A 22,595-nucleotide genomic window follows, 5' to 3' on the forward strand; every position below is an offset into this window, starting at 1 on the left:
TTCTTTATCGGGAGACTTGCATGAAACGTTCAGTTGTCGCCGCCCTGCTTTCCGGGCTCGTGTTGCCGGGCCTGGGCCAGATGGTCGTATTCAAGCGCTGGCTGCGCGGGCTGCTGTTCATGGCGCCCTCCGGCGCAGCCCTGCTGTGGATCATGCGCGGCATGGTGATCGGCGCCACTGACTTGCTGGACCAGGCCGCGTCCGGCCGCGCGCCAATGGACCCGGTGGCGATGGCCGAGCAGATGTCGGCCAGCGGCGGCGCGGGCGTGGGCATGGCCTCACTGGTGCTGCTGGTGTGCTGGATCGCCAGCATCGCCGATGCGTTGCTGACGCGCGAATAAAACCCACGGCGTAAAACTAGTGTCTGCCACATCGTGGCAGACACTTGCTTTCTGTCTTTGGTTCTAAAAAGGCCAGCGGCGCCTAAGCAGCAACCGGCCCCGCCAGCGTCTCCAGATCCACCGACTCCTCCTCCCACACAGCGCACTGCGCAATCTCCTCCGCCCCCACCTGCGCCCCCTGAGCATTGAAGCGCAGCCACGCCAGCGCGCCGCCCGGCGTCACCCCGATCGCATGCACGCCCCCATGCAAGGCCGTGCCAAGCAGGGTCGCCATCACCAGCGAACCCGCCACGGCAACCGGTTTGCCCCACGCCTCGCCTGGCTGGCGCATCACAAGCCACAGCTCACCGCCCGCGTCGCCGTACGCCAGATACTCACCCGAAGGCCCGGACTCGCACCACACCAGGCGCCCGCCAGTCACATTCACCACATGCTGCGGCACTGCCTGCCCGCCGCGGTAGACCACGATGCCATCCCCGGCCACAAACACGTCCGGTACATTCGGCACCGCGCTTGCGGCCAGGTACACGCTGTTGGCGCGGCGCGGCAGGCCGCTGTAGTCGATCTGCGTGTTGCGTCCGGCCGGCACGGCAAAAGCTTCAAAGCGCAGGGCGCGGCCCTTGGCGCCATCCTGCAGCAGCCAGGCGCCCGGCACGCGGTAACTGCCAATGGCGCAGCCCCAGGACGGCAGCGGACCGTCCTTCAGCGCCAGCAAAGTCAGTGCGCCACTGGATGCGGCATTGAAATACCAGCAGCCGTCGCCGTCAACCAGCACCAGTGGCGCGGCTCCCGATTGCAGCAAGCCGAATTCGATCTGCGCGATCAGCGGGCCGGCCGAGCCGGCGCTGCGGCCCTCCATGCCGTTGAAGACTTCGACCCAGCCTGTTTCGTCCAGCGCATTCGAAATGCCCACCGCCACGTGCAGCGACGCCGACTCCTCGCCTGCGCGCGGCGCCACGGCCAGCGCAATGGCGATGCTGCCGTCCGGCGCCTGCTTCACGTCCGCACACTGGATGCGGCGCGCGCCATTCATGGGCAGCCTGGAGCTCAGGTCCGTCTGCGACCACCGGCCAAAAGGCGTGCGGCGGAACATATACAGGCGGCCATTGGCGGCCAGCGAGAACACCAGCGGCAGGCCGGCGGCATCGCGCACGGCGAACAGCGGACGGCGCGCGGCGGCAGGCGCACCACAGGCGGCGGCACGGTAGCCGGACTCGCACAGCGGCACCAGCTGGCGGCGCACCAGGTTTTCCATCTTCTCGCCGGCGCGCAGCTGGCTGACCCAATACGCCAGATCCGGCGGACGGCTCGCATCGTAGCGGTCGAACACGGCGTTGTAGACGCGTGCCATGCGCGTGGCGTCATCCAGCTCCTCGGCCTCGGCGCGGTTCAGCAGGCACAGGGCCAGCTCGGCGCGGCCGCGCACCGGATCGGCCTGGCAGCTGTACAAGGTGGTCCACGAAAGCGCTTCGGACGCCAGCGGTTCGCGCTGCAGCACGATGCGCGCCACGCGCGCCGCTGCATAACTTTGCGCCCCCGAGGCGCACGCCGTGCCCCACTGGCGCACAGGCGCGCCGGGCATGGTAGTGATCAGGCCAGACATTGCTTACTCCCCCAATTCCATTTCGATGTCGCCACGTTCATTGATGCGCAGGCCGCGGCAGTGGCGGTTGCCGTCAGGCGCCAGCGCTTGCACGATCCGTTCGAAGACGGTCGTGGTAGCCGCAGCCAGGGGCTCGGCCAGTTCGCTTCTCACCGGCGCCAGGCTGGCGGAATGGTTCTCCCACCACTGGCAAATGCGGTGCACATTAATCAGGTGAGGCAAGGGATCAGAGACCACATAGATGCCCGTGGTGCCCGCGTCTGTGCGCGGCATGCCCTTGCGCTCTTGAACCGTCATGCGGATGCTGCCATCCGCGGCCGCCAGCCATTGAATCCGCAGCGACCATTGCAGCGTGGCCCGTGCCCACGCCTTGCCCATATAAGTGCGTTGCCGCGACGCGGGCAGCTCCTGCTTCACGCTGTCCCATTCATAGCGTGTAAGCGTGGAGATGATGTCCAGCGTCGCATGCGGGCGGCCATCCTCTCCCGGTTGGGTGGCCAGCGCCAGCGTGCAGTGCACGTCCTGCTCCGATTCCCGGTCGTGCAGCGTGCGGTTCGCTTCCTGCCAGTGCAGCAGTACGTGATCGCGATACTGCCAGCCGGCCTTGGTCGGCACGAATTCCGCGCGCGCCCCGTTGTACAGCGTCGCTTCGACGCCGGACTTCTCGTTCAGACATTCCGATGCCTTCAGTTCGCCCGCCAGCCCCTCGCGGGAATGGATGAAATCGGGCAGTTCGTCGAGCCGGACCTGCAACGGTTCCAGCAACAGGGGCCGCAGATAGCAGCGCAGGAACTCATTGCGCGGGATCACGGCGAAACGTCCTTCGGTACGCGCCAGCACATTCTGGGCCTGGCCGCGCAACCATTCAGTCATCGCCGCGACAAAGTAGTTCTTTAACAACACGTTGTCGCATGAAAGCTGGCCCTGTTCCGGATTCGCCTCCGCTTCCGCCAGTGCCAGGCCGCCGCGGTCGCTGATGCGTGCGGCGAACTCTATCTTCCAACCAGCAACGTTCTGACGCAGCAGCTGGCCCTTCGGCCCGTACCCATTCAGGAAACGCAAGTTGCCGGATAACACTTCGATAATCACGCGCGCCGCCTCCGGATTTGCCGGGTCGGTGTCCACCCGGATGGGCTGGATCAGCACGCGGTCGACGCCATCGCCGCCGAGCGCCATCCCTGCTTTCGTCATGAGCTGGTCCACATCGACGTTGTCGGGCAGGCTGCCATCCTTTTGCATTTTGACAAGTTCAGCGCTCAACAATTGGCCGGAAGATTGCCACTTGGCAATCAACCCAGGCAATTCGGATACTGTTTCGTCGGAAACAAAAAAAGCAGCTTCAGTAGTGAACATATTTGCTATCAGGAATGTTAATATTTGCCGAACGGTACGGGATGAACTTTATACAAGCCTTTCTTCCGATGCCTTCCGGAATTCTTCCGGACCGGAAGATTTCTTCTTCGCGTCCGGAAGGTTTCCCTAAGCTACTGATTAAAAAGAACAATTGTGGTGAACGGTATGGGAAATACGGGCTTTCGCTTCGGCGACTGGGATGTGGATCCGGCAGGCAACGCGGTCAGCGACGGCAATGTTCGCACGGCGCTGGAGCCGCGAGTGATGGCCGTTCTGCGCTATCTCTGCCGCCATCCGGGGGCGGTAATCCCGGCGGAAGAGTTGCTGCAGGCTTGCTGGGGAAGCAATGAATTGGGCGACAACCCCGTCCACAAGGCCATCACCCAGTTGCGCCGCGCGCTCGGCGATTCCAGCACCGATCCGCGATATATCGAAACGATCCGCAAACGCGGCTACCGCGCCATCGCCACCGTGGTCGAGGCTGCTGAGGCGGCGCCGGTGGGCTGGACAGGCGGCTCGCCATTCCGCGGCCTGGAAGCCTTTCAGGAAAACCACGCCGCCATCTTCTTTGGCCGCGTCACCGCCACGGCACACTTGCGCGCAATTGCAACTGCCCAGGCTGCGGCCGGCTGCGCGATGGCCCTCGTGCTCGGCCCCTCCGGTTCCGGCAAAACATCCCTGGTGCGCGCCGGCCTGCTGCCGCAACTGACCGAGGGCGTCGCCCGTCCGGACGAACCGATCGTTCTATCCAGCAACACTTATCTTGATTGCGCCGACCTCGGCGGAAGCAATCTGTTCCAGTGCCTGGCCGCCGCCCTGCTCGATGCCGAGCTGGATAACCAGCCCCTGTTCGACGGCGAAAGCGCCGCCACTCTCGGCCGACGCCTGGCGCAGGATGCCGCCGGCGTAGGCGCCGACGTCGCCAGCAGGGCCGGCCCCAAGCTACGCATCGCCGTATTCGTCGACCGGCTGGAGGCAATCTTCCGCAGCCCGGCGGCCGAGCGCACCGCTTTCGTGGACGCGCTCGAAACGCTGGCGCGCAGCGGCGGCATGCTGGTCGTGATGGCCTGCCGCAACGACTTCTATCCTGACATCGTCGCCCTGCCGTCGCTGATGGCGCTCAAGGCGCGCGGCGGCCACTACGACCTGACCACGCCCGACGGCGCCGACATCGCCCAGATCGTCCGCCAGCCCGCCCGCGCCGCCCAACTGACTTTCGAGCAGGATGCAAAAAGCGGCGCCAGCCTGGATGACGTGCTGTGCGATGCCGCCCGCGGCAGTCCGGACACCCTGCCCCTGCTGCAATACTGCCTGAACGAGCTCTACCGCTTGCGCAGCGATGATGGCGTCCTGCGCTTCGATGCTTTCCATGAACTGGGCGGCATCGAAGGCGCCATCGGCATTCGTGCCGAGCAAGTCGTCGCCGCCCTCAAGCCTGAGCAGGTGGCGGCACTGCCCCATGTACTGTCCCTGCTGGTGAATATCGGCGACGAGCAGGCCGCCGTTACTGCCCGCCGCAGCCCCTGGTCCTTGCTGCGCAGCGATGCAGAGAAAGAGCTCGTGCGCGCGATGGTCGAAGCGCGCCTGTTCGTCAGCGAACTGGCAGGCGACGTGCCCAGCTTCGGCGTCGCCCACGAAGCCCTGCTGCGCCGCTGGCCGCGCGTGGCCGACTGGATCGAGCGCTACCGCCACGCCCTCCAGCTGCGCACCCGCCTCAGCGGGCAAGCCACCCGCTGGGTCGCCTCCCGCCGCGCCCGCGACCTGCTCATCCCCCGCGGCAGCCAGGTCAGCCAGGCAGCCGAGCTGCTGACGCTCGAAGACTTCTCCCTCGCGCCGTTGGAAGCCGAATACGTCCGCGCCTCCATCGCCCGCGCCCGCCTTGGCGAGCGCATCCGCAACGCCGTGGTCGGCCTTATCGCCCTCCTCGCCATCCTCGCCACCACCCTCGGCCTCATGGCCCGCAGCGCCCAGCGCGACGCCGAGCACAACCGCAGCGAAGCCGAAGGCCTGATGACCTACATGCTCGGCGACTTCGTGGAAAAGCTGCGGCCAATCGGCAAGCTCGCCCTACTGGACGACATCAGCAAGAAGGCAATGGATTACCTGGGCAAACCCGGAGACTCCGACGCAAGTGAAGCGACGCTGATCCAAAGGGCCCGGGCATTGCGCATCATCGGCGAAGTGAATATGAGCCGGTCCCGCCTGGATGAGGCCCGGGCCTCCTGGACCACGGGGCTGGAAATAATGCGCAAGCTGGGGTCAGGCCAGGATCGCGTGCTACTGCGCGAGCACGGTATTACCGCCTTTTTGCTGGGGCAATACCACTTGTCGCAAAATCGAGCTCGACTCAGCCGAGCCTCTGATGCAAGAGTACCGTGAATTCAGCGACCGCTTTGCCGCAGCGGATCCGACCGATGCCGATGGATGGATGGAGCAATCCTACGCACACAACACGCTAGGCGTCATCGCCATGAAGCGCAGCCGCTACCAGGAAGCCAGCAAAGAATTCGAACTCTCCCTGCAACTCAAGCAGCGTGTGCTGGCGCAGAAGCCCAATAAGTCCGGCCTGCACTCTGACTTGGCCAACGGTTACTCCTGGCTAGCGGAAAGCAAGCTCAAACAAGGCCATCTGGAAGAAGCAATGCGCCTCTACCGTGAAGAAGAACGCTTGCTACAGCCAGATCATGAAAAAGACGCGCACGCGGCGTCGCGCCTGGCACTAGCACTAATGCGCCAAGGCATGCTCTATGCAGCCTTGGGCCAGCGCACCAATTCGCTCGAAAAACTCGAAGCGGCTGAAAGTGTTCAGCAGAAGCTAGTAGACATCGATCCAACCAACCGCCAGTGGCAAGCACGCTTGTATGCGGCGAAAGGCAGGCAATTCGAATTGTTCGAGCAAACTGGCGATCCACGCGAGATGCTGCAGCGCCTGCAGGCTATTATCGAAAAGATGGCTGCACTCAGCGCTCTCGATCCCAAGAACAGCACGCTTGCTTTCCAATCTCTCAAGTTCAGGCAGGCCCAGACGCCGTTGTTGCAAAAGCTCGGCCGCCAGAATGAAGCACTGCAGAATATGGAGAGCGTGATCCAAGCCTTGGAAGCGCAATATGCAAAGGCGAAGACAGATAGCGCCGCCGTCTCCATTCTGGCAGACGCGCTGCTGGCACGCGCTGAAATCGCCCAACGCGCCGGCGTGGAAGGACCAATGATCGACTACTGCAACCGTGCATTGGATGTGCTGCACCCCTTGCTCACCGACACCACAGACTATTCCCTGCTTGCCCTGCAAGTACGGGCCAAAATTTGCATTGGCGACGGAAAGCTGGTTGCCAATCAAATCCGGCAGCTCGATTCAATGGGCTATCGGGAAGCACGTTACAGGCAGTACGTTTCCAACAACCTTCGATGAAAGATAGAAGATGAATAAAAATAAGCAGGAAGATCCGCCTATCAAGCATTGCGAGATCACGGTAACTAAGCTCGATGACGGCAGCTATGAAGCGAGTTACGAGCCCAAGGTAATCACCGTCACCGATAATGACACCATTCTCAGTTTCAAGCTGGTACAAGCGCCGGCCGACGTCATTATCCGTTCCGTGTCCATCAATCCGGAAGATCAGGATCAATTGAGCACGCCATCCATCAGCCGGCACGGCAATCACGTCACCCTTAGCGACGTGAACACCCAGCGCGACACCTTCCACCTGGACTTCACTTACGGAAGCAAGAAGGGCGAAAAGCTGGCGGTTGCCGCTGCGAAGATGGGTGTAATGGGTGGTCTGTATCCAGAAATTAGTAACGATCCGCCCTGATCTATCATGAATGCCCGTCAATTGCTGGCAGCTGCGGCTGCGTTAGTGGTAATGGGCCTGGGCGTCGCTCAGGCTCAGGGCATCAAGCGGACTGTCGTCACCAGGGCGGATGTATCGGTCGAGGGCCGCGAGGCGGTGGTGGCGAAGGTGGAACTGGAACCGGGGGTGATGGCGGGACGCCATTCGCATCCGGGGGACGAGATCAGCTACATTCTCGAGGGTGAAGGGGAGTTGCTGATCGATGGAGAACCGCCGCGCAAGGTGAAGGCTGGGGAGGCGTTTGTGATCCCGGCTGGGAAGGTGCATGATGCGCGGAACTCAGGACCGGGGACGATGAGGTTGATTGGGACCTATATCGTCGAGAAGGGGAAGCCGTTGGCGACGCCGGCGAAGTGACTAAAACCCAGGGCAGAAGCTGGTGGCAGCCACGATGTGGCTGCCACCTGTTTTAGGCCGCGGATTTAATCGAGCTTGGTGGCGTGCTCGCGCGTGGCGTGGAAGGTCAGCTTGGGCCAGCGCTCTTGCGTGAGGCGCAGGTTGACGCCGGAAGTGGCGAGGTAGGCCAGGTTGCCGGCTGCGTCGTAGGCGACGTTGTGGCCGAGGGCCGCTTCGAAGTCCGACAGGGCTTTCTTGTCGTCGCTGGAGACCCAGCGCGCGGTGCTGATGCTGGTGCCTTCGAACACGGCGTCCACGCCGTATTCGTTCATCAGGCGGCTCGCCACCACTTCAAACTGCAGCACGCCGACTGCGCCCAGCACGACGTCACCGCCGCTAACGGGTTTGAAGACCTGGACAGCGCCCTCCTCGCCCAGCTGCTGCAAACCTTTCTGCAGCTGCTTGAGTTTCAGCGGGTTGCGGATACGCACTGAGCGGAAGAAGTCCGGCGCGAAGTACGGGATGCCGGTGAACTGCAGCATTTCGCCTTCGGAGAAGGAATCGCCGATCTGCATATTGCCGTGGTTCGGCAGGCCGATGATGTCGCCTGCGTAAGCCTCTTCCACTTGTTCGCGTGAAGACGCCATGAACGTCACCACGGACGATACCTTCACCTCGCGCCCCAGGCGCAGGTGCTTGATCTTCATGCCGCGCTCGAAACGACCGGAGCAGACGCGCAGGAAGGCGATACGGTCGCGGTGGGCCGGGTCCATATTGGCCTGGATCTTGAACACGAAGCCGGAGAACGGCGTTTCGGTCGGCTGCACGGTGCGCACAGAGGCGTCGCGGCTGCCCGGCGCAGGCGCCCAATCCACCAGGGCGGACAGGATTTCGCGCACGCCGAAGTTGTTGATCGCGGAGCCGAAGAACACCGGCGTCTGCACACCGGCCAGGAAGTCTTCCAGCTTGAAGGGATGGGAGGCGCCATGCACCAGTTCCACTTCCATGCGCAGCTGGTCCATCTCCTGCGGGAACATTTCCTGCAGCTTGGGATTGTCGATGCCCTTCACCACTTCGAAGGTCTGGCTGGCGCTTTCCTCGCCGGCGCGGAACAGCAGCACTTCATCGCGCAGCAGGTGGTACACGCCGCGGAAGTTCTTGCCCATGCCAATCGGCCAGGTCACCGGCGCGCACTGGATCTTCAGCACGGACTCGACTTCGTCCAACAGTTCCAGCGGATCGCGACATTCGCGGTCCAGCTTGTTCATGAAGGTGACGATGGGCGTGTTGCGCATGCGGCAAACGTCCAGCAGCTTGATGGTCTGCGCTTCAACGCCTTTTGCGGCGTCGATCACCATCAGGCCGGAGTCGACGGCGGTCAGCACGCGATAGGTGTCTTCGGAGAAGTCCTGGTGGCCGGGGGTGTCGAGCAGGTTGATGATGTGATCGCGGAAATCGAACTGCATCACCGACGAAGCCACGGAAATGCCGCGCTGCTTTTCGATCTCCATCCAGTCGGACGTGGCGTGGCGCGCGCTCTTGCGCGCCTTCACGGTGCCGGCCATCTGGATCGCGCCCGAGAACAGCAGCAGCTTTTCGGTCAGCGTGGTTTTACCCGCGTCCGGGTGGGAAATGATGCCGAAGGTGCGGCGGCGCTGCACCTCCTTCGCAATCAGCGCGGGCGTCTTGCTGCTGGAGGCAGCGCTTTCATTCTGATCAACTGCGGTTTCGTCGGTCATGTTCGGGGGTGAGGCAAAGCGGGAAAACCCGCTATTTTACCTCAATCCCCCTTCACGCGGCGCCATCCGACGGGGTGGGCCGGCTCGGCATCGCCATCCGGGAAGTTATCCTTCAGCATGTCGCCTTTTGCCGTGGTGGTAATGATCTTCTTCTCGCCGCCCGGCAGACGGATGATGATGTAACCCACCGCTGCCGAGGTGTTGGACAGCGTACCGCCCACCACGTTGTCATTCACGCCATTACCAGTGCAGACATCCAGCGCGTACAAGTTACTGGTGCCGCCCACCGAACAGGCGGACGAGGAGCTCGGGATGTTGGTGACCACGCCCGCCACACCGCTGACGATCTGCGGATCCAGGTTCATACGCTCACCGGCCGTCAGTTTCCAGTCGAAGAACCAACCGTTCTGCGTGCGCAAGTCGACCGGCTTGTTGGTGCTGGTGAAGACCTGGGTATTCGAGCCGGTAGCGGACAGCACCTGCTCAACCATGCCCGTGCCGCGGATATTGACGGCCACGCCGGTATCCTTGACCAAATAGAGGCTCTGGATATCGGTGTTGGTGGTATCCGGCACGTCCAGCAGGCGGCCGGTGCCGAACAACACCACGCGCTGCGCCTGCAGGCTGCCGTTCGGCTGCTTGACCGCGCACAGGGTCACGTCCGGACGGGCCGTGATCGGCTGGGTCGTGCCGGCATCGCCCAGCTTCAGCACGCCCACATTGGTGGACGAGGTATCGGTCAGGTCGAAGCGCCACATCTGGCCGAGGTTGTCACCGCCGTAGATGTAGGTCACCACCGGGTCGGTGTTCGGATCTTCCGTGATGGCCGTGATCTTGGCAAAGCCTGATGGCGTGGCCGCGTCGCCGGAGCCCGTCCCGACTTTCTTCAGGATCTGGCCGGTGGCCACGTCCACGATGAAGAGATAGCCCTGGCCGTTGCCGCTGTTGACGCCGTCCACGCCCGGGACATTGTTGTAGCCGGAGGTGATGAACACCACCCACTTGCCCTGCCATTTGCCGAATTGCGGATTGCCGAAAGTAAGACCGATATCCGGGTCGCTGTTCGAGCAGATGGCCGGATCGGCACACAATTCCCATTTCACGGTCGGAGTGCCGGTCGCGGTGGGTTCGTCCGTCACGTCCAGCGCATAGTAGCCACGGCCGCCGCCGTTCAGGCCAGCAACCAGCATGGTGCGCCAGTTGCCGCCAATCTGCACATCCGCCACTTCGGGCGAACCATCGGTGGTGAAGATATGGTTGGTGCCGTAGGTCGTGCTGGCCAGCTGCCACAGCTTCTTCATCGTAATGCGCGGCACGTAGGCCATCAGCTCTTCGCCAGTGGCGGCATCGAATGCATGCAGCATGCCGTCATTGGCTGCGGTGTACACGATGGGCTTGCGGCCCGCCTTAGCCGTTTTGAAGGTCTGGTAGCTGGCTTCCGTGTAATTCTTGCGCGGTTCGCGCACATAGGCCGGCTTGGACGACGCGATGTCGCCCAACACGATCGGGATCGGGCCGGTGGCGCCGGGCGGTGTGTTCGGCGTCATCGTATAGGCACGGAAGCGGGTGTCGTCCGAATATTGTTGCTGGCCGCGCAGCCAGTTCACCAGGTTGTCACCGCTGTTGACGATGGCGCGATCGGTTAGGCCAAGCATCGTGCACTGGGCCAGCGAGGCGCACTTATTGTCGAACCAGCCCTTCATCATCGCGCTCATATTGGCGTACTTGAACGCGACAACCGTGCCGGAATCGTTGATAGTGTAGATATTGCGCGTATCCGTGCTGGCGCCGACTTTCTTGCCTACGATATTGGAGCTGGTCCAGACGGCCGTGGTGCCCACATCGCCGGTGGTCGGATCGAGCTTGCGCGCCGTCAGTTCGCCATACCATTTCACGGTGGTGAAGGTATCGGAAAAGATGTCGTTGTCCTGCTGCGTGATGTTCGGGGTGGACGTTGCCGCCGCTGCCGCGGCGCCAGGGCTGATCTGCATCTTGGCCAGCGCGGCGCTCAGGCCATCCACGACTTCCTTCGGCTGGTTGGCGCTGAAGTAGCGGCCGTGGCCATTGACGGCCGCGTGCCACAGGTCGTCCACGCGTTCCTGCACGGTGCTGCCGGTGTTGGTGGTGTCCGGGTTCGGCCACACATAAGCACCGCCGCCATTCCACGGGCAGCCCGTGGTCACGCCGGTGATCAGGTTGTAGAAGTCGCCATTCGCCTTGGGCGAAGTGTCGTAGTTCGGGTCATAGGTCATCACGCCGTCCATGCCCAGGCCCAGGGTGAAGGTGTTCACGTGCAGGTGGGTGTTTTCGCCGGCCTGCGCCGGCACCTGGCCAGGCTTGGTCATATCCGGCTCCAGGCCGGGACGCAGCGACACGGTGCCGGTCGAGGAACCGCCGTTGTACCAGTGCAGGGCCACGTCCGAGATCGAGGGCTGGGTCTGGGAGCGCGTATCGACGCAGCCGCGCGCCTTGGTGCAGAAGCGGCTGGTACTCTCCACATTATCGTTGTTGACAACGTTATTGGTCGACGCGCCGTTCCAGTAGCCGTCCGTGGTCAGGATCATGAAGTTCTGCTGGCACGGGTACTGCACCACTTCCTCGCCTGCCGGGTAGTTGTACGGGCCCAGGTTGGCGAACATGCGGCCCACGTTGTCCATCGCGGTACGGGTAGGCGTGGAACCGCTGGTCGTGGTGTTGTACAAGAAGGTGTACCAGTCGGAGCGGTTGGTACCGGTGAAGTCCTTCGGCTTCTGGTCAACAGCGCCGCCAGCGCCCAGCAGGGACAGGCGCGAATAGCCAACGCGATAATTGCCCGTGACGGCCGAGAAAGCGATGCCCACCGAAGTCTTCATCATTTGCAAACGGGTTTTGTAATACGAGTACCAGTTCGCGAAGTTGGTCATTTCCTCGTTGTAGGTGCACACGCCAGCCTGCGCCACGCAGTCGCTGCGGTTCAGGCCTTTCGGATAGGTCTGGCCGGAGACGATATTCACGCGCGAGAAAGCGCTCGGCGCGCTGGCGCCGCTGGACAAAGGAATCGTGGTGATCGGCACCAGGTCCTGAGCCGGGGCGGCAGCGATAAAGTTGATCGTATAGCCGCCCAGGCCGGTGGGCGAACTGGTGAACGAAGGTACCGCGCCGCTCGACAGCGAGCCGTTATCAACGATACAAACAGAGGTCGTGGGCTCCAGCGCGCAGCGCGGCGTGACCGAGTTGCCGCCGGTGTAGGCCTTCACCGTATTGCCGGTGCCGATGGCGCTGACAATTTTGGCGACGAGGTCGTTATTGTCCGTGCTGTTCTTGGTAATCGTGAAGGAATTGCCAACCGTCGAAGAACCGAGCTTCACACCGTCCACGGTACCGTCCTTGCTCGCCTTGCCGCTTGGCACCTGGATGATGGCCGTGGGACGGTTCGTGCTCGAACCGGCTGGAGTAGTGCTGGGGGTGACGGCCGACAGCGTCCAGCCCGCGCGCGGGTTATTGCTGCTGTCATTGATCGCCGTGCAGGCCGACATATTCTTGGTGCTGGTCGGGCAGTTAATCGGGATCACCGCCACGACGTTATCGGCCGTCAGCGTCAGGTTGAAGGGCGAGGCCGAGCAGGCAGTTACGCCGTAGCCGCTGATCGGGGTCTTCACGCATGCCCAGTAGGCATCGGTGCCAAGCGTGGTATTGGCGTTGATGCTGGCGGCCAGCGCGGTCGCCAGGGTCTGCTGCTTGATCGCGGTATCAGTGCCGGTCGGTGCACTGACGGTGCCGTTCGTGATGACTTTTGAAGTATTGGTCAGCGGGTCCGTGATGGATACCGAGGTCACGCTCAGCGCGCTGGCGCCGTAGGACTGGCCGATCGTGAGCGTGCCATAGGCGACGGAAGCGCCGGCCGGCGTGGAATACTTCGGATAGATGTAGGCGCCAACGTGCTTGGCCTGGCAGTTCATCAGCGAAGTGGAATTGCACCAGCGGATCTTGGCCGGCACCGGATAGCCGCTAGGTGCGGCGCCGCCAATGGCCACCGACTGGCAGCGGGTCATCGAGTCATCCGTGCAGTACTCGGAGACATTGATCACATAGTAGTAAGGCTGGGTCGAAATCTGGGTCGCGTTGTAAAACGTGTTGTCCGGATAGCTGTAGCTGGTATTGGTCCGGCAGCTGGACGAGTTGCTTGGATCGCACCACTTCAGGTCCGGGAACTCGGTGGTGAGGTTGATGGCGGTGTCGCTGTTGCCATACAAATTGGTGTTCTGCTTGCCGAAGCCATCGCTGACGACACTGGTCCAGTTGGTGGTGTTGGTGGCGTTCTTCTCCGGATAGGAGCTGCCGTCCCAATACACCGGCGGCTGGTAGCGGATGGCCGGGTTGTAGTACTGGCGGTTGAAGTCGGAGCTCATGAACGGCGGATGGCCGACATTGCAACCGGTAACGCCCAGCGCCAGCGTGGCCCGGGAGCGGCAGATATTGTCGTTGATGTAGTCCGGCGTATACGTCTGCTCCATCGAGCCGGAGTTATCGAACAACAGCATCAGGTTCGGCTTCACCGAGCCGGTGCCAGAGATATTCAGCAGCGGCACCTGGGCGATATTGGTGGGAGCGGCAAAGGTGGCCGCAGGCAGGACGGCCAGTGCCAGCGCGGCGATGGGCGCCGCCAGCTTGCTCAAGATTTTGTTCATATTGGTATCCATCGTGGTCGCGGCGCCTTACGGCCCCATCATTACTACTGCCTGATTCATGACATTGCCACCGCGCGCGCCGGCGATGCGTGCGGTGATTACATAGTGCAATTGCGGCGAGCCCTGGAAGACCTGGGACGAGGTCGACAGCGAAGAGCCGATCGGCGTCTTGGCCGCCACATTCTGCTTGGCTGCCGTGGTGGCGCAATTATTCGGTGCAGTGAACGGACCGGTGAAGGCGCACAGCCGGTGAATCACGTATTCGATGCGGTTGCCGGCGTTGTCGACCAGGGTGCGCGAGCCATTCCAGAAGGCGGGATTGCTGACGCCCTGGGTGGCGCCGACCGCCATCGTGGCCACGTAGCCATTGGGGGCGTCGTCGTTCCACAGCATATTGCGGTTGGGAACGGTGCTGAGATACTGGTAGGCCGTATTGATGCCGAGGTCGGCCGCCTTGCTCAGCGCCGATTCATAGGCCAGGTTGGCCGTGGTCAGCGTGGTCGAAGTGCTGGAGCGCAGCAGGAAGATACTGCTGACCATCATGACGACCAGGATGATCATCATGACCGGCATGGCCACGCCGGCCTGGAAGCGGGAACGGTACTGCATCATGGTCTCCACCCCGAATTGCGGATCGGGACGATGGTTTCAAAAGCGCGGTAGCGATAGCAGGTCCAGCTGATCGGGTCATTGGCCACATCGAGCGCCACGGTGACCGGCACGGCGGCCACGCCGGCGGGCGCGGCGCCGGCAAACACTTGGAGGCCCGCGGTAGTGGCGGTGCACTGGCCGGAAGTGGGATCGGGCTTTTCCGCCACGCTGCTACGGGCAATGACAGCCAGCCGGATGCCGGCGATGCGCTGGTAATCGCTGGCGCCGCCCACCAGGCCGTCGTTGTCGGCATCGACCATGGTGGCGCTCCATTGCGTCACTTGTGGACGCGGATCGGCAATCACGGCGGCCGGCAGGCGCGTGTCAAATCCGTACTGGGCCTTGATGGCCACCACATTGTCGATCACCGACTGCGGATTGCGCGCGGTGCCCGCCAGGTCGGTCGCGCGCAGCATCAGCACGCCGTTGGTCACGGACCAGGTGTGGAAGGCCAGTTTCTGCGGCTGCCCCAGGTTGAACACGCGGGCCTGGCCCGACTGGTAATTGCCGCCCTGCAGGGAGCCGGAATTGAAGCGGAAGCTGGCGTTGTTGACGAAGCCCAGCACATTGGTGGTGGGCGTGGCGTCGAGCTGGGCCAGGCTGCAGTTGCCGCCGGCCGGCTCCGGCGCCACCAGCAGCACGTCACCCTGCAGGAAGTTGAACGGCGTGTTGACGTTGATGGTGATCGAGGAGCCACCCGTGTAGGCCGCGCCCACGCCCACATTGCCCACGCCGCTGATGGCGCTGCCCGAATAGATGCTGATCACGTCCGAGCGCGTGGCATTGCTCTGGATGACGATGGGCGCCAGCGGCGTGATGTTGGCGCCGCCGCGCGTGGCCTGGGTCAGCTGGAAGCCATCGGTATCCGACATCACCGTGTTGCAGCCGTTGACCAGCGCATCATTGATGCCCCACCCTGCCTGCGCCGCATCGGTATTAATCTGGAACATGGCCAGCATGCCGTTCTGCATGCTGTCCGAGCCGCCGACCGCTGCGGACTTTTGCTGTTCGGACGTCACCAGCAAGCGCGTGGCAAAGATCACCGCCAGCATGCCCACCACGACGGCGACCATCAGTTCGATCAGGGAGAAGCCGCGTGCGCGGCGAATGGTGTAGGAAAGGCGCATGGTGCTCACATGATGTAGGAGGTGACCAGGTGCTGGTTCTGCTGGTCGCCCTGCCGGCGCGTCCAGCGGATCGTGACATCGACGCGGGCGCCTACCGCGCCGGGCGTGACCACCACACTGTATTTGGCGCCTGGAATGCGGCCATTGGTCTTGGTGGCCCAGGGTGCCAGCGCGGCCGGCGGCGTGGCGTTCTCGGCGACGGCATAGGCCGCGATATTGGCCTGGTCATTGTTCATGATGCCCAGCAGCTCCTCGGCCGCCAGGGTCGCTTCCGCACGCTGGCCCGCGTCGGAGATGGCGGCATAGGAACGCGCCTGCAGGCCCACCGTGCCCAGCAGGCCAATCGCGAGGATGACAGCGGCGATCAGGGCTTCCAGCAGGGCTACACCCTGCTGCTGCTTGGTCGTACGCAATGGCTTTTTCATGGTGGGCAGGCCCTCGAATCGGTACCGGTCTTGGTGGGGTCGCATTTGGATGCCATGCCGGCCAGCGAGATAGCGAGCGCCACAGTGGGAACGTCGCCCTGGTAGCGGGCATTCGGGTTGAGGCGGATGCGGCGCATGCGGTCGGGGTCGGTGGTGTCCACCCAACCCACCTCGGTGAAATAGACCGTGGTCGTGCCTTCAGGTTCCAGCACCGGAGAGATCACGTCCGTCGTCGGCAGGCGGTCGGCCGAACGGAATACGGACTTGAAGCCGTTGGCGCCTTCCGGATCGCCGGTGGCGATGGCGGCCGTGGTGGACCAGACACCGGTGTCGGCATTGCATTGCACGGTCGCGGTCGGGAAGCAGATATCGACCTGCCAGTCCATCTGGCCATTGGTGGCATTCGGGGTCAGCACGAAACGGCTGCGCGCATTATGGTTCACGGCCTGGCGGCGCGCCATGCTGAGGCCCTCCGCATAGAATTCGGACGCGCCGCGCGCCTTGTTGGCCACCATCCACTGTCCCATCGACGGGATGCCGACCGCGAGCAGCAGGCCGAGAATGGCCACGCCGATCATCAGCTCGGTGACGGTGAAGCCGCGCTGTGCCCTTAGTTGGAACATGCGCCGCCCTTCTTGTCCACCCAGCAGTTGGTGTTGGTGCCCCAGCCGGTGGGGCTGCCGGTGGTCTTGCGGGTGCCGCTCTGGTCGATCGTGTAGACAAAGCCATTCATCTTGCCGATGCCGGTGGCCGTGATGGTGTAGCCGGAGGCGGTGTCGTTGGCGATCGCGTACGTGAAATTGCTGCTGTTGCGCGGGAAGCTGGCGCTCAAACCGAAGCCGGCGTAGGTGCGGTTATTGGCCCAGAACTGCTCGGCCGCCGCCTGCGCGCCGCCCAGGCCGGTGAACGCTTCCGTCAGGCGGCCGCGCGTGACGTAGTCGGTATAGGCCGGGATCGCCACCGCCGACAGAATGGCCACAATGGCCACCGTGATCATCACTTCTATCAGCGTAAAACCTTGTTGTGCGCGTTTCATCCTTTTGCTCCGGGCTGGACTTTGATGAGCGTAGTCTAGCCAGCGAAGCTTGCATTTCCCTGAGGAAACCCTGACAAAAGGCTGACAATGTCACTTTTTTTACCCCCACGGCAGATGCAAGTGTCAGGCACGTCGTGCCTGACACTAGGGTTACGCCTTGGGTTCTAAGAAGGGAAGCGGACGGTGAACAGCGCGCCCTCGCCGCCCGGGGCGGCATCCACATTGACGCTGCCGCCGTGAGCGGAAGCGATATCCCGCACGATCGCCAGCCCCAGGCCGCTGCCTGTGGTCTTTTCATCCAGCCGCACAAAGCGGCTGAACACGGCCTCGCGCTTGGCCGGCGGGATGCCGGGCCCGGAATCTTCCACCGTCAGCAAACCGCCGCCCTTGTGCGGGAAGCAGGACACGGTCACCGTGCCATGCGGCGGCGTATAACGCAGCGCATTGTCGACCAGGTTGTCGATCAGGTCGCGCAGCAGAAAGCGGTCGCCGCGCACCCTGGTGGGCTGCAGCTCGAAACCGAGGTCGATCTCCTTGCGCCCGGCCTGCTCGACGAAATGCTGGATCGATTCGCCCACCAGCTGGTCCAGCGACAGCGGCTCCAGCCGCCGCTTCTCGAAATGCGCAGGCTCGGCGCGCGCCAGCGCCAGCAGCTGGTTGACCTGGCGGATCATGCGTTCGGTGGAGGACAGCATCAGGTCCAGCGAATGCGCGGTGGCGGGCGAGCTGTGATGCTGCTCCAGCCATTCGAGCTGGGTGCGCAATCCCGCCAGCGGCGTGCGCAGCTGATGCGCGACATTGGCGAGAAAGTCCTGCTGCGATTTCGCGCCTTCCTGCACCCGGTCCAGCAGTCCATTGAAAGCGCTCACTACGGGCGCCAGTTCCTGCGGCACGTCGGCCGGCGGAATCGGCGACACATCATCGGCCGCACGGGCCTTGATATCGGCCCGCAGGCGCTGCAGGGGCTGCAGGCCGCGCGTGACGGCAAACCAGGCCAGCCCGGCGGAAGCCAGCGTCAGCAGCGCCGCCAGCGGCAGCATGGCGCGCACGATGGCGGCGCGGGTCTGGGTGCGCTTGCGCAGGGTCTTGGCGACCATGATGGTGGCGCGCTGCCCACCTACCGACTCGGCGACCGATACCATGCGCACCGGCTCGCCATTAATTTCGCTGTCGAAGCCTTGCGGCGTGGAGCGGGCCGCTTGCGGCGGCAGCTGCGCGTCGCCCGCCACCAGCCTGCCGCCCGCATCGCGCACGGCAAAATAGACGGCATCGGTATCGTCATTGCGCAGCACCTGTTCGGCCTGGCGCGGCAAGTCTACTTCCAGCCGCTCGCCGCGCAGCTGCAGGCGCGCGCCTAGGGCGCTGGCCGCGTCCGCCAGACTCTGGTCAAACGCCATCTGGGCCGGCAGCCAGGCCAGGCCATAGACCAGCGCGCCACCTGCCAGATTCAGCAGCAGGATGGGGCCGATCAGCCACTTGAGCAGCCGCAGCCGGATGCTAGGCATGGCTGGCAGGTTCCAGCATGTAGCCGAAGCCGCGGATCGTCTTGATGGTGATGCCCGCATCGGCGGTTTTCTGGCGCACGCGGGAGATATAGACTTCGACGGCATTCGGCGTCACATCTTCGCCCCAGGGCAGGATGGCGTCGATGATCTGCTGTTTGCTGACCACGCGCGAGACGTGCTGCAGCAGGTATTCGAGCACGGCCCACTCGCGCACGGAAAGGTCGATCACCTTGTCGCGCACGCGGGCGCGCTTGGCGCCGGTATCCAGCACCAGGTCGCCGATCGCCAGCACGGAAGGCTTGGGCGCATTGCGCCGCGCCAGTGCGCGCACGCGCGCCACCAGTTCGGGCGTGGCAAAAGGTTTGACAAGGTAATCGTCCGCCCCCGTTTCGAGGCCGCGCACGCGGTCTTCAACGGCATCGCGCGCCGTCAGCAGGAGCACGGGCAACTGGCTGCCGCGCGCCCGCAGGCGGCGCACCACTTCGAAACCATCAATGCCCGGCAGGCCGATATCGAGTACGGCTACGTCGGCCGCATCGGGGCGCTGCAACGCCAGGTCCGCTTCGCTGCCGTTGCGCAGCACGTCGACGGCCATGCCGTGGCCCTGCAGCACCCGCGCCAGGCCGTCGGCCAGCACGGCATCGTCTTCCACCAGTATTACGTGCATTGGGGCATGCCTTGAGTTCAGATGAGCGCCATTATGGGGCAATCAGGGGCGCCGTCCCAATAGTGCGCCGCCAAAAATCGCTTTGCGGTATTGAATTAGAGAGTTGCTGTAGGACTATGCTCACAAATCCTTATGTTACCAGCCTACATTTGGGCGGAAGCCCGTCTTATGTTCGCGGACGACATAGGAAATTAAAGTAATACCAACGCGATCGGCTTTGTGTGGAACGAATTCACACCCCGCGATGTCCAAAACCGGGTGCCGAAGCATCAGATTACTTTAAGTACTGTGAGGAAAACATGAACAACACTCAACTTGGCGCTTCCGTAAAGAGCTCGCTGACCCATGCGATGCCCGTTGGTTCCCAGGAATTTAAAGTTGCGTCCCGTCCCGTTGTCAGCTACAGCGGCACCCAGCAGAATGAGTTGCTGGCGGCCCTGCCTCGCGATGTCCTGGAGTCGCTGTTTGAACACCTTGAACTGGTTCAGCTGCCGTTCGGCAAGGAACTCTTTGAATTCGGCAGCAAGCTCGAATACGTGTACTTCCCCACGACGGCCATTATCTCGCTGCTGTATGTGATGGAAGACGGCGCCACCACCGAGATTGCGGTGGTCGGCCACGAAGGCGTGGTGGGCGTGTCCCTGTTTGCCGGCGAGCGTGCGATGAGCTCCGCTGTCGTGCAAAGCGCCGGCTATGGCTACCGGCTGAAGGCCCAGGCCCTGCGCGATGCGTTCAACCAGGGCGGCGCCCTGCCCCAGCTGCTGATGCGCTACAACACCGCGCTGTTTGCCCAGATGGCGCAGAACGCTGTCGGCGGCCGCCACAGCTCGATAGAGCAGAAACTCTGCCGCTGGCTGCTGGACCGCCTGGACCGCTCGCCGTCGAACGAATTGAAAGTGACTCAGGAAATGATTTCGATCATGCTGGGTGTACGCCGCGAATCGATCACCGCCGCCGCCGGCAAGCTGCAGGAAGACGGCATGATCACCTACCGCCGCGGCAATATCACCGTGCTTGATCGTGAAGGTCTGGAACGCTACGCGGGTGAGTGCTATAAGGTGGCGAAAACGGAATACGATCGCCTGCTCGCTGATGTAGCGTGCTGCTAGTCTTCTCCCCGACCGGGACGCCCTTCAAGGGTATGAATACCTCGATGCAGGTGCCCCGGTCCTCCCTCCCGCGGCGGATGTTCAGCGAACCGCCCAACAGCAAGGCCCTCTCCCGCATTCCCAGCAATCCATGCGACATCGGCTTGGCCAGCGTATGGGGCGCGATGCCGATGCCATCGTCGATAATGCGCAACACCAGCTGATCGTTATTGCGGCGCAGCGACACCGAGACGCTGCCGGCGCGTGCGTACTTGCGGATATTGGTCAGCGATTCCTGCACGATACGGAACAGCGCGATGGACAAGGTCGCCTCGCCCGCCTTGGCAATCCCATCCACCTCGGGCCCGATCTGGGTCTCGACCGGGATGTTGGACAGGCGGCCGAACTCTTCACAATAACTGTCGATCGCCGCGCACAGGCCCAGGTTATCCAAGAGGCTGGGACGCAGGTTTTCGATGATGCGGCGCTTCAGTTCCACCGTATCGACCAGGGTGCTGCGCGCGCGGCGCAGCTGATCCGCCAACTCCGGCTGGGTCTTCTGCAACTGCTGGACGACGGCCGCGATATCCATGCTGATCGAGGTCAGGTTGGCGCCCATCTCGTCATGCAATTCGCGCGACAGCCGCTTCTTCTCTTCTTCGCTGATCGAAATCAGGTGGCGCGACAGCACGGATAGCTGCTCGGTACGCTTGGCAACCTGCGATTCCAGGCTCTCGTTCGAAAGCTGCAACTGATGCTCGACTGCCGCGCGGTGCACGAAACTGCGCCGCACCAGCTGGTAGAACATGATCAGCACCACGATGGCGACGGCATTGATGCCGGCGCCCATGATGACGGCCTTCTGGTATTCCTGGTAGAAGCTGGCGCTGCGGGCAGCCGATGCTTCGCTCTGCTCGCGCGACATGATTACCGCTTGCAGGCGGATTTCATCCATGCCGCTGCGCTCGTCGCTGACACGGGCAATATTGACGACTTCATCAAGCCCCGCCTGGCGGTAGACGTCGATGGTCTGGTTGATGGTGGCCAGGCGCTTGCGCACCAGCGATTGCAGGTGCGTCAGGTTCTTCAGCTGGGCCGGATCGTCGGCCAGCAGTTTTTCCAGCTCGCGAAATTCGGCTTCGGTCTCGGACACCACGGTGCGCGTAGGTCCGAGGTATATTTCATTGCCTGAAATGAAATAGCCGCGCGCGCTGCTGTCGGCATCGAGCACCAGCACGTTCAGGTATTGCAAGCGCTCCGTCACCTTCGCGCTGCTTGCAAGCTGTTCGTTGGCGCCCTTCAGCGACTGCAGGTTCTTGAACAGGCTGAAGCCGTTAACAATCAGGATCAATGCGCAGGTCACGCAGAGAAGTGTCTTGTAAAACGGAAGCCTGTGTTGGGCTGGTTCAACAGTGAAGTACATCCTGCCCATTATAGACCCATGGCAATGTACTGCTGTCAGGTAATTCTGCAGTGCAGCAGCAGAAAGATGTAACGAGTCGTTTCAGTCCAACAGGTTGTTTTTCATCGCATAGTAAGTCAGGTCACTGTTCGACTGCAGGCCCATCTTTTCCATGATGCGCGTCCGATAAGTACTGACAGTCTTGATACTCAGCGAGAGCGCCTGGCCGATGTCCGACACGGTGGCGCCACGCGCCAGGCGCAGGAAAACCTGGAACTCGCGGTCCGACAATTCGGTGTGCAGGGCCGTGTTCGGATCACGGTCGAAGCTTTGCGCCAGCAGTTCGCCCACTTGCGAACTGACGTAACGACGGCCCTGGAAAACAGTGCGCACGGCGGTGATCAGCTCGTCCGCATCGCATTCCTTGTTCAGATAGCCGTTGGCGCCCATCTTGAACAGGTTCAGTGCGTATTGCTGGGCTGGGTAGCCCGACAGAATCAGGACCGGCAGGTCCGGTTGTCCCTGGCGGATCGTGCGCAGGGTGTCGATGCCGCTCTGGTCGGGCATCGCGATGTCCAGCAGGAGGACATCACATATCTCTTTGCGGGCAATATCAAGCGCTTCGCGGCCGGTACTACCCTCTGCCACCACACTGAATTCGTCCGACGACGAAAATATCTGCTTGAACCCTGCTCGTACAATCTGGTGGTCGTCACAGATGGCTACGCGTATCATTGTTTTCCCTCGTGTGTTTCCTAGTTTGGGAACGAAGCCAGCGTCTGCATTATCACTAGCAAAAACCTT

General features: G+C 62.8%; 19 protein-coding genes. 6 read left to right on the top strand and 13 right to left on the bottom strand.

Annotation, left to right across the window (positions count from 1 at the left end; translation table 11 throughout):
- Positions 1-20: 20 nt before the first annotated feature.
- Positions 21-341 carry a hypothetical protein gene (locus tag ACHMW6_RS19000; RefSeq protein WP_395398933.1) on the top strand — a complete coding sequence of 107 codons (321 nt, stop codon included), beginning with the start codon at positions 21-23 and terminating at the stop codon, positions 339-341.
- Positions 342-423: 82 nt separating this feature from the next.
- Here the strand turns inward: ACHMW6_RS19000 and ACHMW6_RS19005 are convergent, their stop codons facing one another.
- Positions 424-1,944, bottom strand: a complete 1,521-nt coding sequence (locus ACHMW6_RS19005; protein WP_395398935.1) for a hypothetical protein — start codon at positions 1,942-1,944, stop codon at positions 424-426.
- A gap of 3 nt (positions 1,945-1,947) precedes the next feature.
- The gene (locus tag ACHMW6_RS19010; RefSeq protein ID WP_395398936.1) at positions 1,948-3,183 is read right to left on the bottom strand and encodes a hypothetical protein; all 1,236 of its coding nucleotides are present in this window, start codon (positions 3,181-3,183) and stop codon (positions 1,948-1,950) included.
- A gap of 279 nt (positions 3,184-3,462) precedes the next feature.
- Between ACHMW6_RS19010 and ACHMW6_RS19015 the strand changes: the two genes are divergently transcribed.
- The 4 genes from ACHMW6_RS19015 to ACHMW6_RS19030 are packed head-to-tail and all read left to right on the top strand — an operon-like array spanning position 3,463 to position 7,505.
- Entirely contained in the window at positions 3,463-5,676 is a 2,214-nt protein-coding gene (locus ACHMW6_RS19015) for a transcriptional regulator (RefSeq protein WP_395398938.1), read from the top strand.
- Positions 5,660-6,706 carry a hypothetical protein gene (locus ACHMW6_RS19020; protein ID WP_395398940.1) on the top strand — a complete coding sequence of 349 codons (1,047 nt, stop codon included), beginning with the start codon at positions 5,660-5,662 and terminating at the stop codon, positions 6,704-6,706. The genes ACHMW6_RS19015 and ACHMW6_RS19020 overlap by 17 nt, the downstream gene beginning before the upstream one ends.
- Positions 6,707-6,716: 10 nt before the next feature.
- Positions 6,717-7,109 carry a hypothetical protein gene (locus ACHMW6_RS19025; RefSeq protein WP_395398942.1) on the top strand — a complete coding sequence of 131 codons (393 nt, stop codon included), beginning with the start codon at positions 6,717-6,719 and terminating at the stop codon, positions 7,107-7,109.
- A 6-nt stretch (positions 7,110-7,115) separates the two neighbouring features.
- Positions 7,116-7,505 (top strand): cupin domain-containing protein, encoded by a 390-nt coding sequence (locus tag ACHMW6_RS19030; RefSeq protein ID WP_395398944.1) that lies wholly within the window; start codon positions 7,116-7,118, stop codon positions 7,503-7,505.
- A gap of 65 nt (positions 7,506-7,570) precedes the next feature.
- Here the strand turns inward: ACHMW6_RS19030 and ACHMW6_RS19035 are convergent, their stop codons facing one another.
- The 9 genes from ACHMW6_RS19035 to ACHMW6_RS19075 form a co-directional block, all read right to left on the bottom strand.
- Entirely contained in the window at positions 7,571-9,223 is a 1,653-nt protein-coding gene (locus ACHMW6_RS19035) for a peptide chain release factor 3 (RefSeq protein ID WP_395398946.1), read from the bottom strand.
- Between the two features lie 41 nt (positions 9,224-9,264).
- Entirely contained in the window at positions 9,265-13,890 is a 4,626-nt protein-coding gene (locus tag ACHMW6_RS19040; RefSeq protein WP_395398948.1) for a PilC/PilY family type IV pilus protein, read from the bottom strand.
- A gap of 27 nt (positions 13,891-13,917) precedes the next feature.
- Positions 13,918-14,502, bottom strand: coding sequence for a hypothetical protein (locus ACHMW6_RS19045; protein ID WP_395398950.1), 585 nt, complete (start codon positions 14,500-14,502; stop codon positions 13,918-13,920).
- Positions 14,499-15,668: a PilW family protein gene (locus ACHMW6_RS19050; RefSeq protein ID WP_395398952.1), complete on the bottom strand. Its 1,170-nt coding sequence runs from the start codon at positions 15,666-15,668 to the stop codon at positions 14,499-14,501. The genes ACHMW6_RS19045 and ACHMW6_RS19050 overlap by 4 nt, the downstream gene beginning before the upstream one ends.
- Positions 15,669-15,673: 5 nt before the next feature.
- A complete protein-coding gene (locus tag ACHMW6_RS19055; RefSeq protein WP_395398954.1) occupies positions 15,674-16,093 on the bottom strand; it encodes a prepilin-type N-terminal cleavage/methylation domain-containing protein in 420 nt (139 codons plus the stop codon).
- Complete coding sequence (locus ACHMW6_RS19060; protein ID WP_395398956.1) at positions 16,090-16,716, bottom strand: Tfp pilus assembly protein FimT/FimU; 627 nt, start codon at positions 16,714-16,716, stop codon at positions 16,090-16,092. Before ACHMW6_RS19060 ends, ACHMW6_RS19055 begins: the two co-directional genes overlap by 4 nt.
- On the bottom strand, positions 16,704-17,129 hold the full coding sequence (locus ACHMW6_RS19065) for a type IV pilin protein (RefSeq protein WP_395398958.1): 426 nt from the start codon (positions 17,127-17,129) through the stop codon (positions 16,704-16,706). Before ACHMW6_RS19065 ends, ACHMW6_RS19060 begins: the two co-directional genes overlap by 13 nt.
- 164 nt (positions 17,130-17,293) lie before the next feature.
- Positions 17,294-18,634: a sensor histidine kinase gene (locus ACHMW6_RS19070; RefSeq protein WP_395398960.1), complete on the bottom strand. Its 1,341-nt coding sequence runs from the start codon at positions 18,632-18,634 to the stop codon at positions 17,294-17,296.
- Positions 18,627-19,301, bottom strand: coding sequence for a response regulator transcription factor (locus ACHMW6_RS19075; protein ID WP_395398962.1), 675 nt, complete (start codon positions 19,299-19,301; stop codon positions 18,627-18,629). The genes ACHMW6_RS19070 and ACHMW6_RS19075 overlap by 8 nt, the downstream gene beginning before the upstream one ends.
- Positions 19,302-19,600: 299 nt before the next feature.
- On the opposite strand from ACHMW6_RS19075, the gene ACHMW6_RS19080 reads away from it, so the two are divergent.
- Positions 19,601-20,410, top strand: a complete 810-nt coding sequence (locus tag ACHMW6_RS19080) for a Crp/Fnr family transcriptional regulator (protein ID WP_395398964.1) — start codon at positions 19,601-19,603, stop codon at positions 20,408-20,410.
- Here ACHMW6_RS19080 and ACHMW6_RS19085 read toward each other — a convergent pair.
- Positions 20,307-21,812 (bottom strand): CHASE3 domain-containing protein, encoded by a 1,506-nt coding sequence (locus ACHMW6_RS19085; RefSeq protein ID WP_395398966.1) that lies wholly within the window; start codon positions 21,810-21,812, stop codon positions 20,307-20,309. The two genes, ACHMW6_RS19080 and ACHMW6_RS19085, sit on opposite strands and share 104 nt — an antisense overlap.
- A gap of 81 nt (positions 21,813-21,893) precedes the next feature.
- On the bottom strand, positions 21,894-22,526 hold the full coding sequence (locus tag ACHMW6_RS19090; RefSeq protein ID WP_395398968.1) for a response regulator: 633 nt from the start codon (positions 22,524-22,526) through the stop codon (positions 21,894-21,896).
- Positions 22,527-22,595 lie beyond the last annotated feature (69 nt).

This window comes from Pseudoduganella sp. UC29_106, assembly GCF_044055365.1.
In the GTDB taxonomy this organism is placed as follows: Bacteria; Pseudomonadota; Gammaproteobacteria; order Burkholderiales; family Burkholderiaceae_D; genus Rugamonas.

Coding starts and splice junctions, on each gene's coding strand:
- ACHMW6_RS19030 (WP_395398944.1), top strand. CDS start 7,116: ATGAATGCCCGTCAATTGCTGGCAGCTGCGGCTGCGTTAGTGGTAATG.
- ACHMW6_RS19045 (WP_395398950.1), bottom strand. CDS start 14,502: ATGATGCAGTACCGTTCCCGCTTCCAGGCCGGCGTGGCCATGCCGGTC.
- ACHMW6_RS19010 (WP_395398936.1), bottom strand. CDS start 3,183: ATGCAAAAGGATGGCAGCCTGCCCGACAACGTCGATGTGGACCAGCTC.
- ACHMW6_RS19085 (WP_395398966.1), bottom strand. CDS start 21,812: ATGTACTTCACTGTTGAACCAGCCCAACACAGGCTTCCGTTTTACAAG.
- ACHMW6_RS19080 (WP_395398964.1), top strand. CDS start 19,601: ATGAACAACACTCAACTTGGCGCTTCCGTAAAGAGCTCGCTGACCCAT.
- ACHMW6_RS19020 (WP_395398940.1), top strand. CDS start 5,660: ATGCAAGAGTACCGTGAATTCAGCGACCGCTTTGCCGCAGCGGATCCG.
- ACHMW6_RS19075 (WP_395398962.1), bottom strand. CDS start 19,301: ATGCACGTAATACTGGTGGAAGACGATGCCGTGCTGGCCGACGGCCTG.
- ACHMW6_RS19005 (WP_395398935.1), bottom strand. CDS start 1,944: ATGTCTGGCCTGATCACTACCATGCCCGGCGCGCCTGTGCGCCAGTGG.
- ACHMW6_RS19040 (WP_395398948.1), bottom strand. CDS start 13,890: ATGAACAAAATCTTGAGCAAGCTGGCGGCGCCCATCGCCGCGCTGGCA.
- ACHMW6_RS19055 (WP_395398954.1), bottom strand. CDS start 16,093: ATGAAAAAGCCATTGCGTACGACCAAGCAGCAGCAGGGTGTAGCCCTG.
- ACHMW6_RS19070 (WP_395398960.1), bottom strand. CDS start 18,634: ATGCCTAGCATCCGGCTGCGGCTGCTCAAGTGGCTGATCGGCCCCATC.
- ACHMW6_RS19000 (WP_395398933.1), top strand. CDS start 21: ATGAAACGTTCAGTTGTCGCCGCCCTGCTTTCCGGGCTCGTGTTGCCG.
- ACHMW6_RS19090 (WP_395398968.1), bottom strand. CDS start 22,526: ATGATACGCGTAGCCATCTGTGACGACCACCAGATTGTACGAGCAGGG.
- ACHMW6_RS19035 (WP_395398946.1), bottom strand. CDS start 9,223: ATGACCGACGAAACCGCAGTTGATCAGAATGAAAGCGCTGCCTCCAGC.
- ACHMW6_RS19025 (WP_395398942.1), top strand. CDS start 6,717: ATGAATAAAAATAAGCAGGAAGATCCGCCTATCAAGCATTGCGAGATC.
- ACHMW6_RS19015 (WP_395398938.1), top strand. CDS start 3,463: ATGGGAAATACGGGCTTTCGCTTCGGCGACTGGGATGTGGATCCGGCA.
- ACHMW6_RS19060 (WP_395398956.1), bottom strand. CDS start 16,716: ATGTTCCAACTAAGGGCACAGCGCGGCTTCACCGTCACCGAGCTGATG.
- ACHMW6_RS19065 (WP_395398958.1), bottom strand. CDS start 17,129: ATGAAACGCGCACAACAAGGTTTTACGCTGATAGAAGTGATGATCACG.
- ACHMW6_RS19050 (WP_395398952.1), bottom strand. CDS start 15,668: ATGCGCCTTTCCTACACCATTCGCCGCGCACGCGGCTTCTCCCTGATC.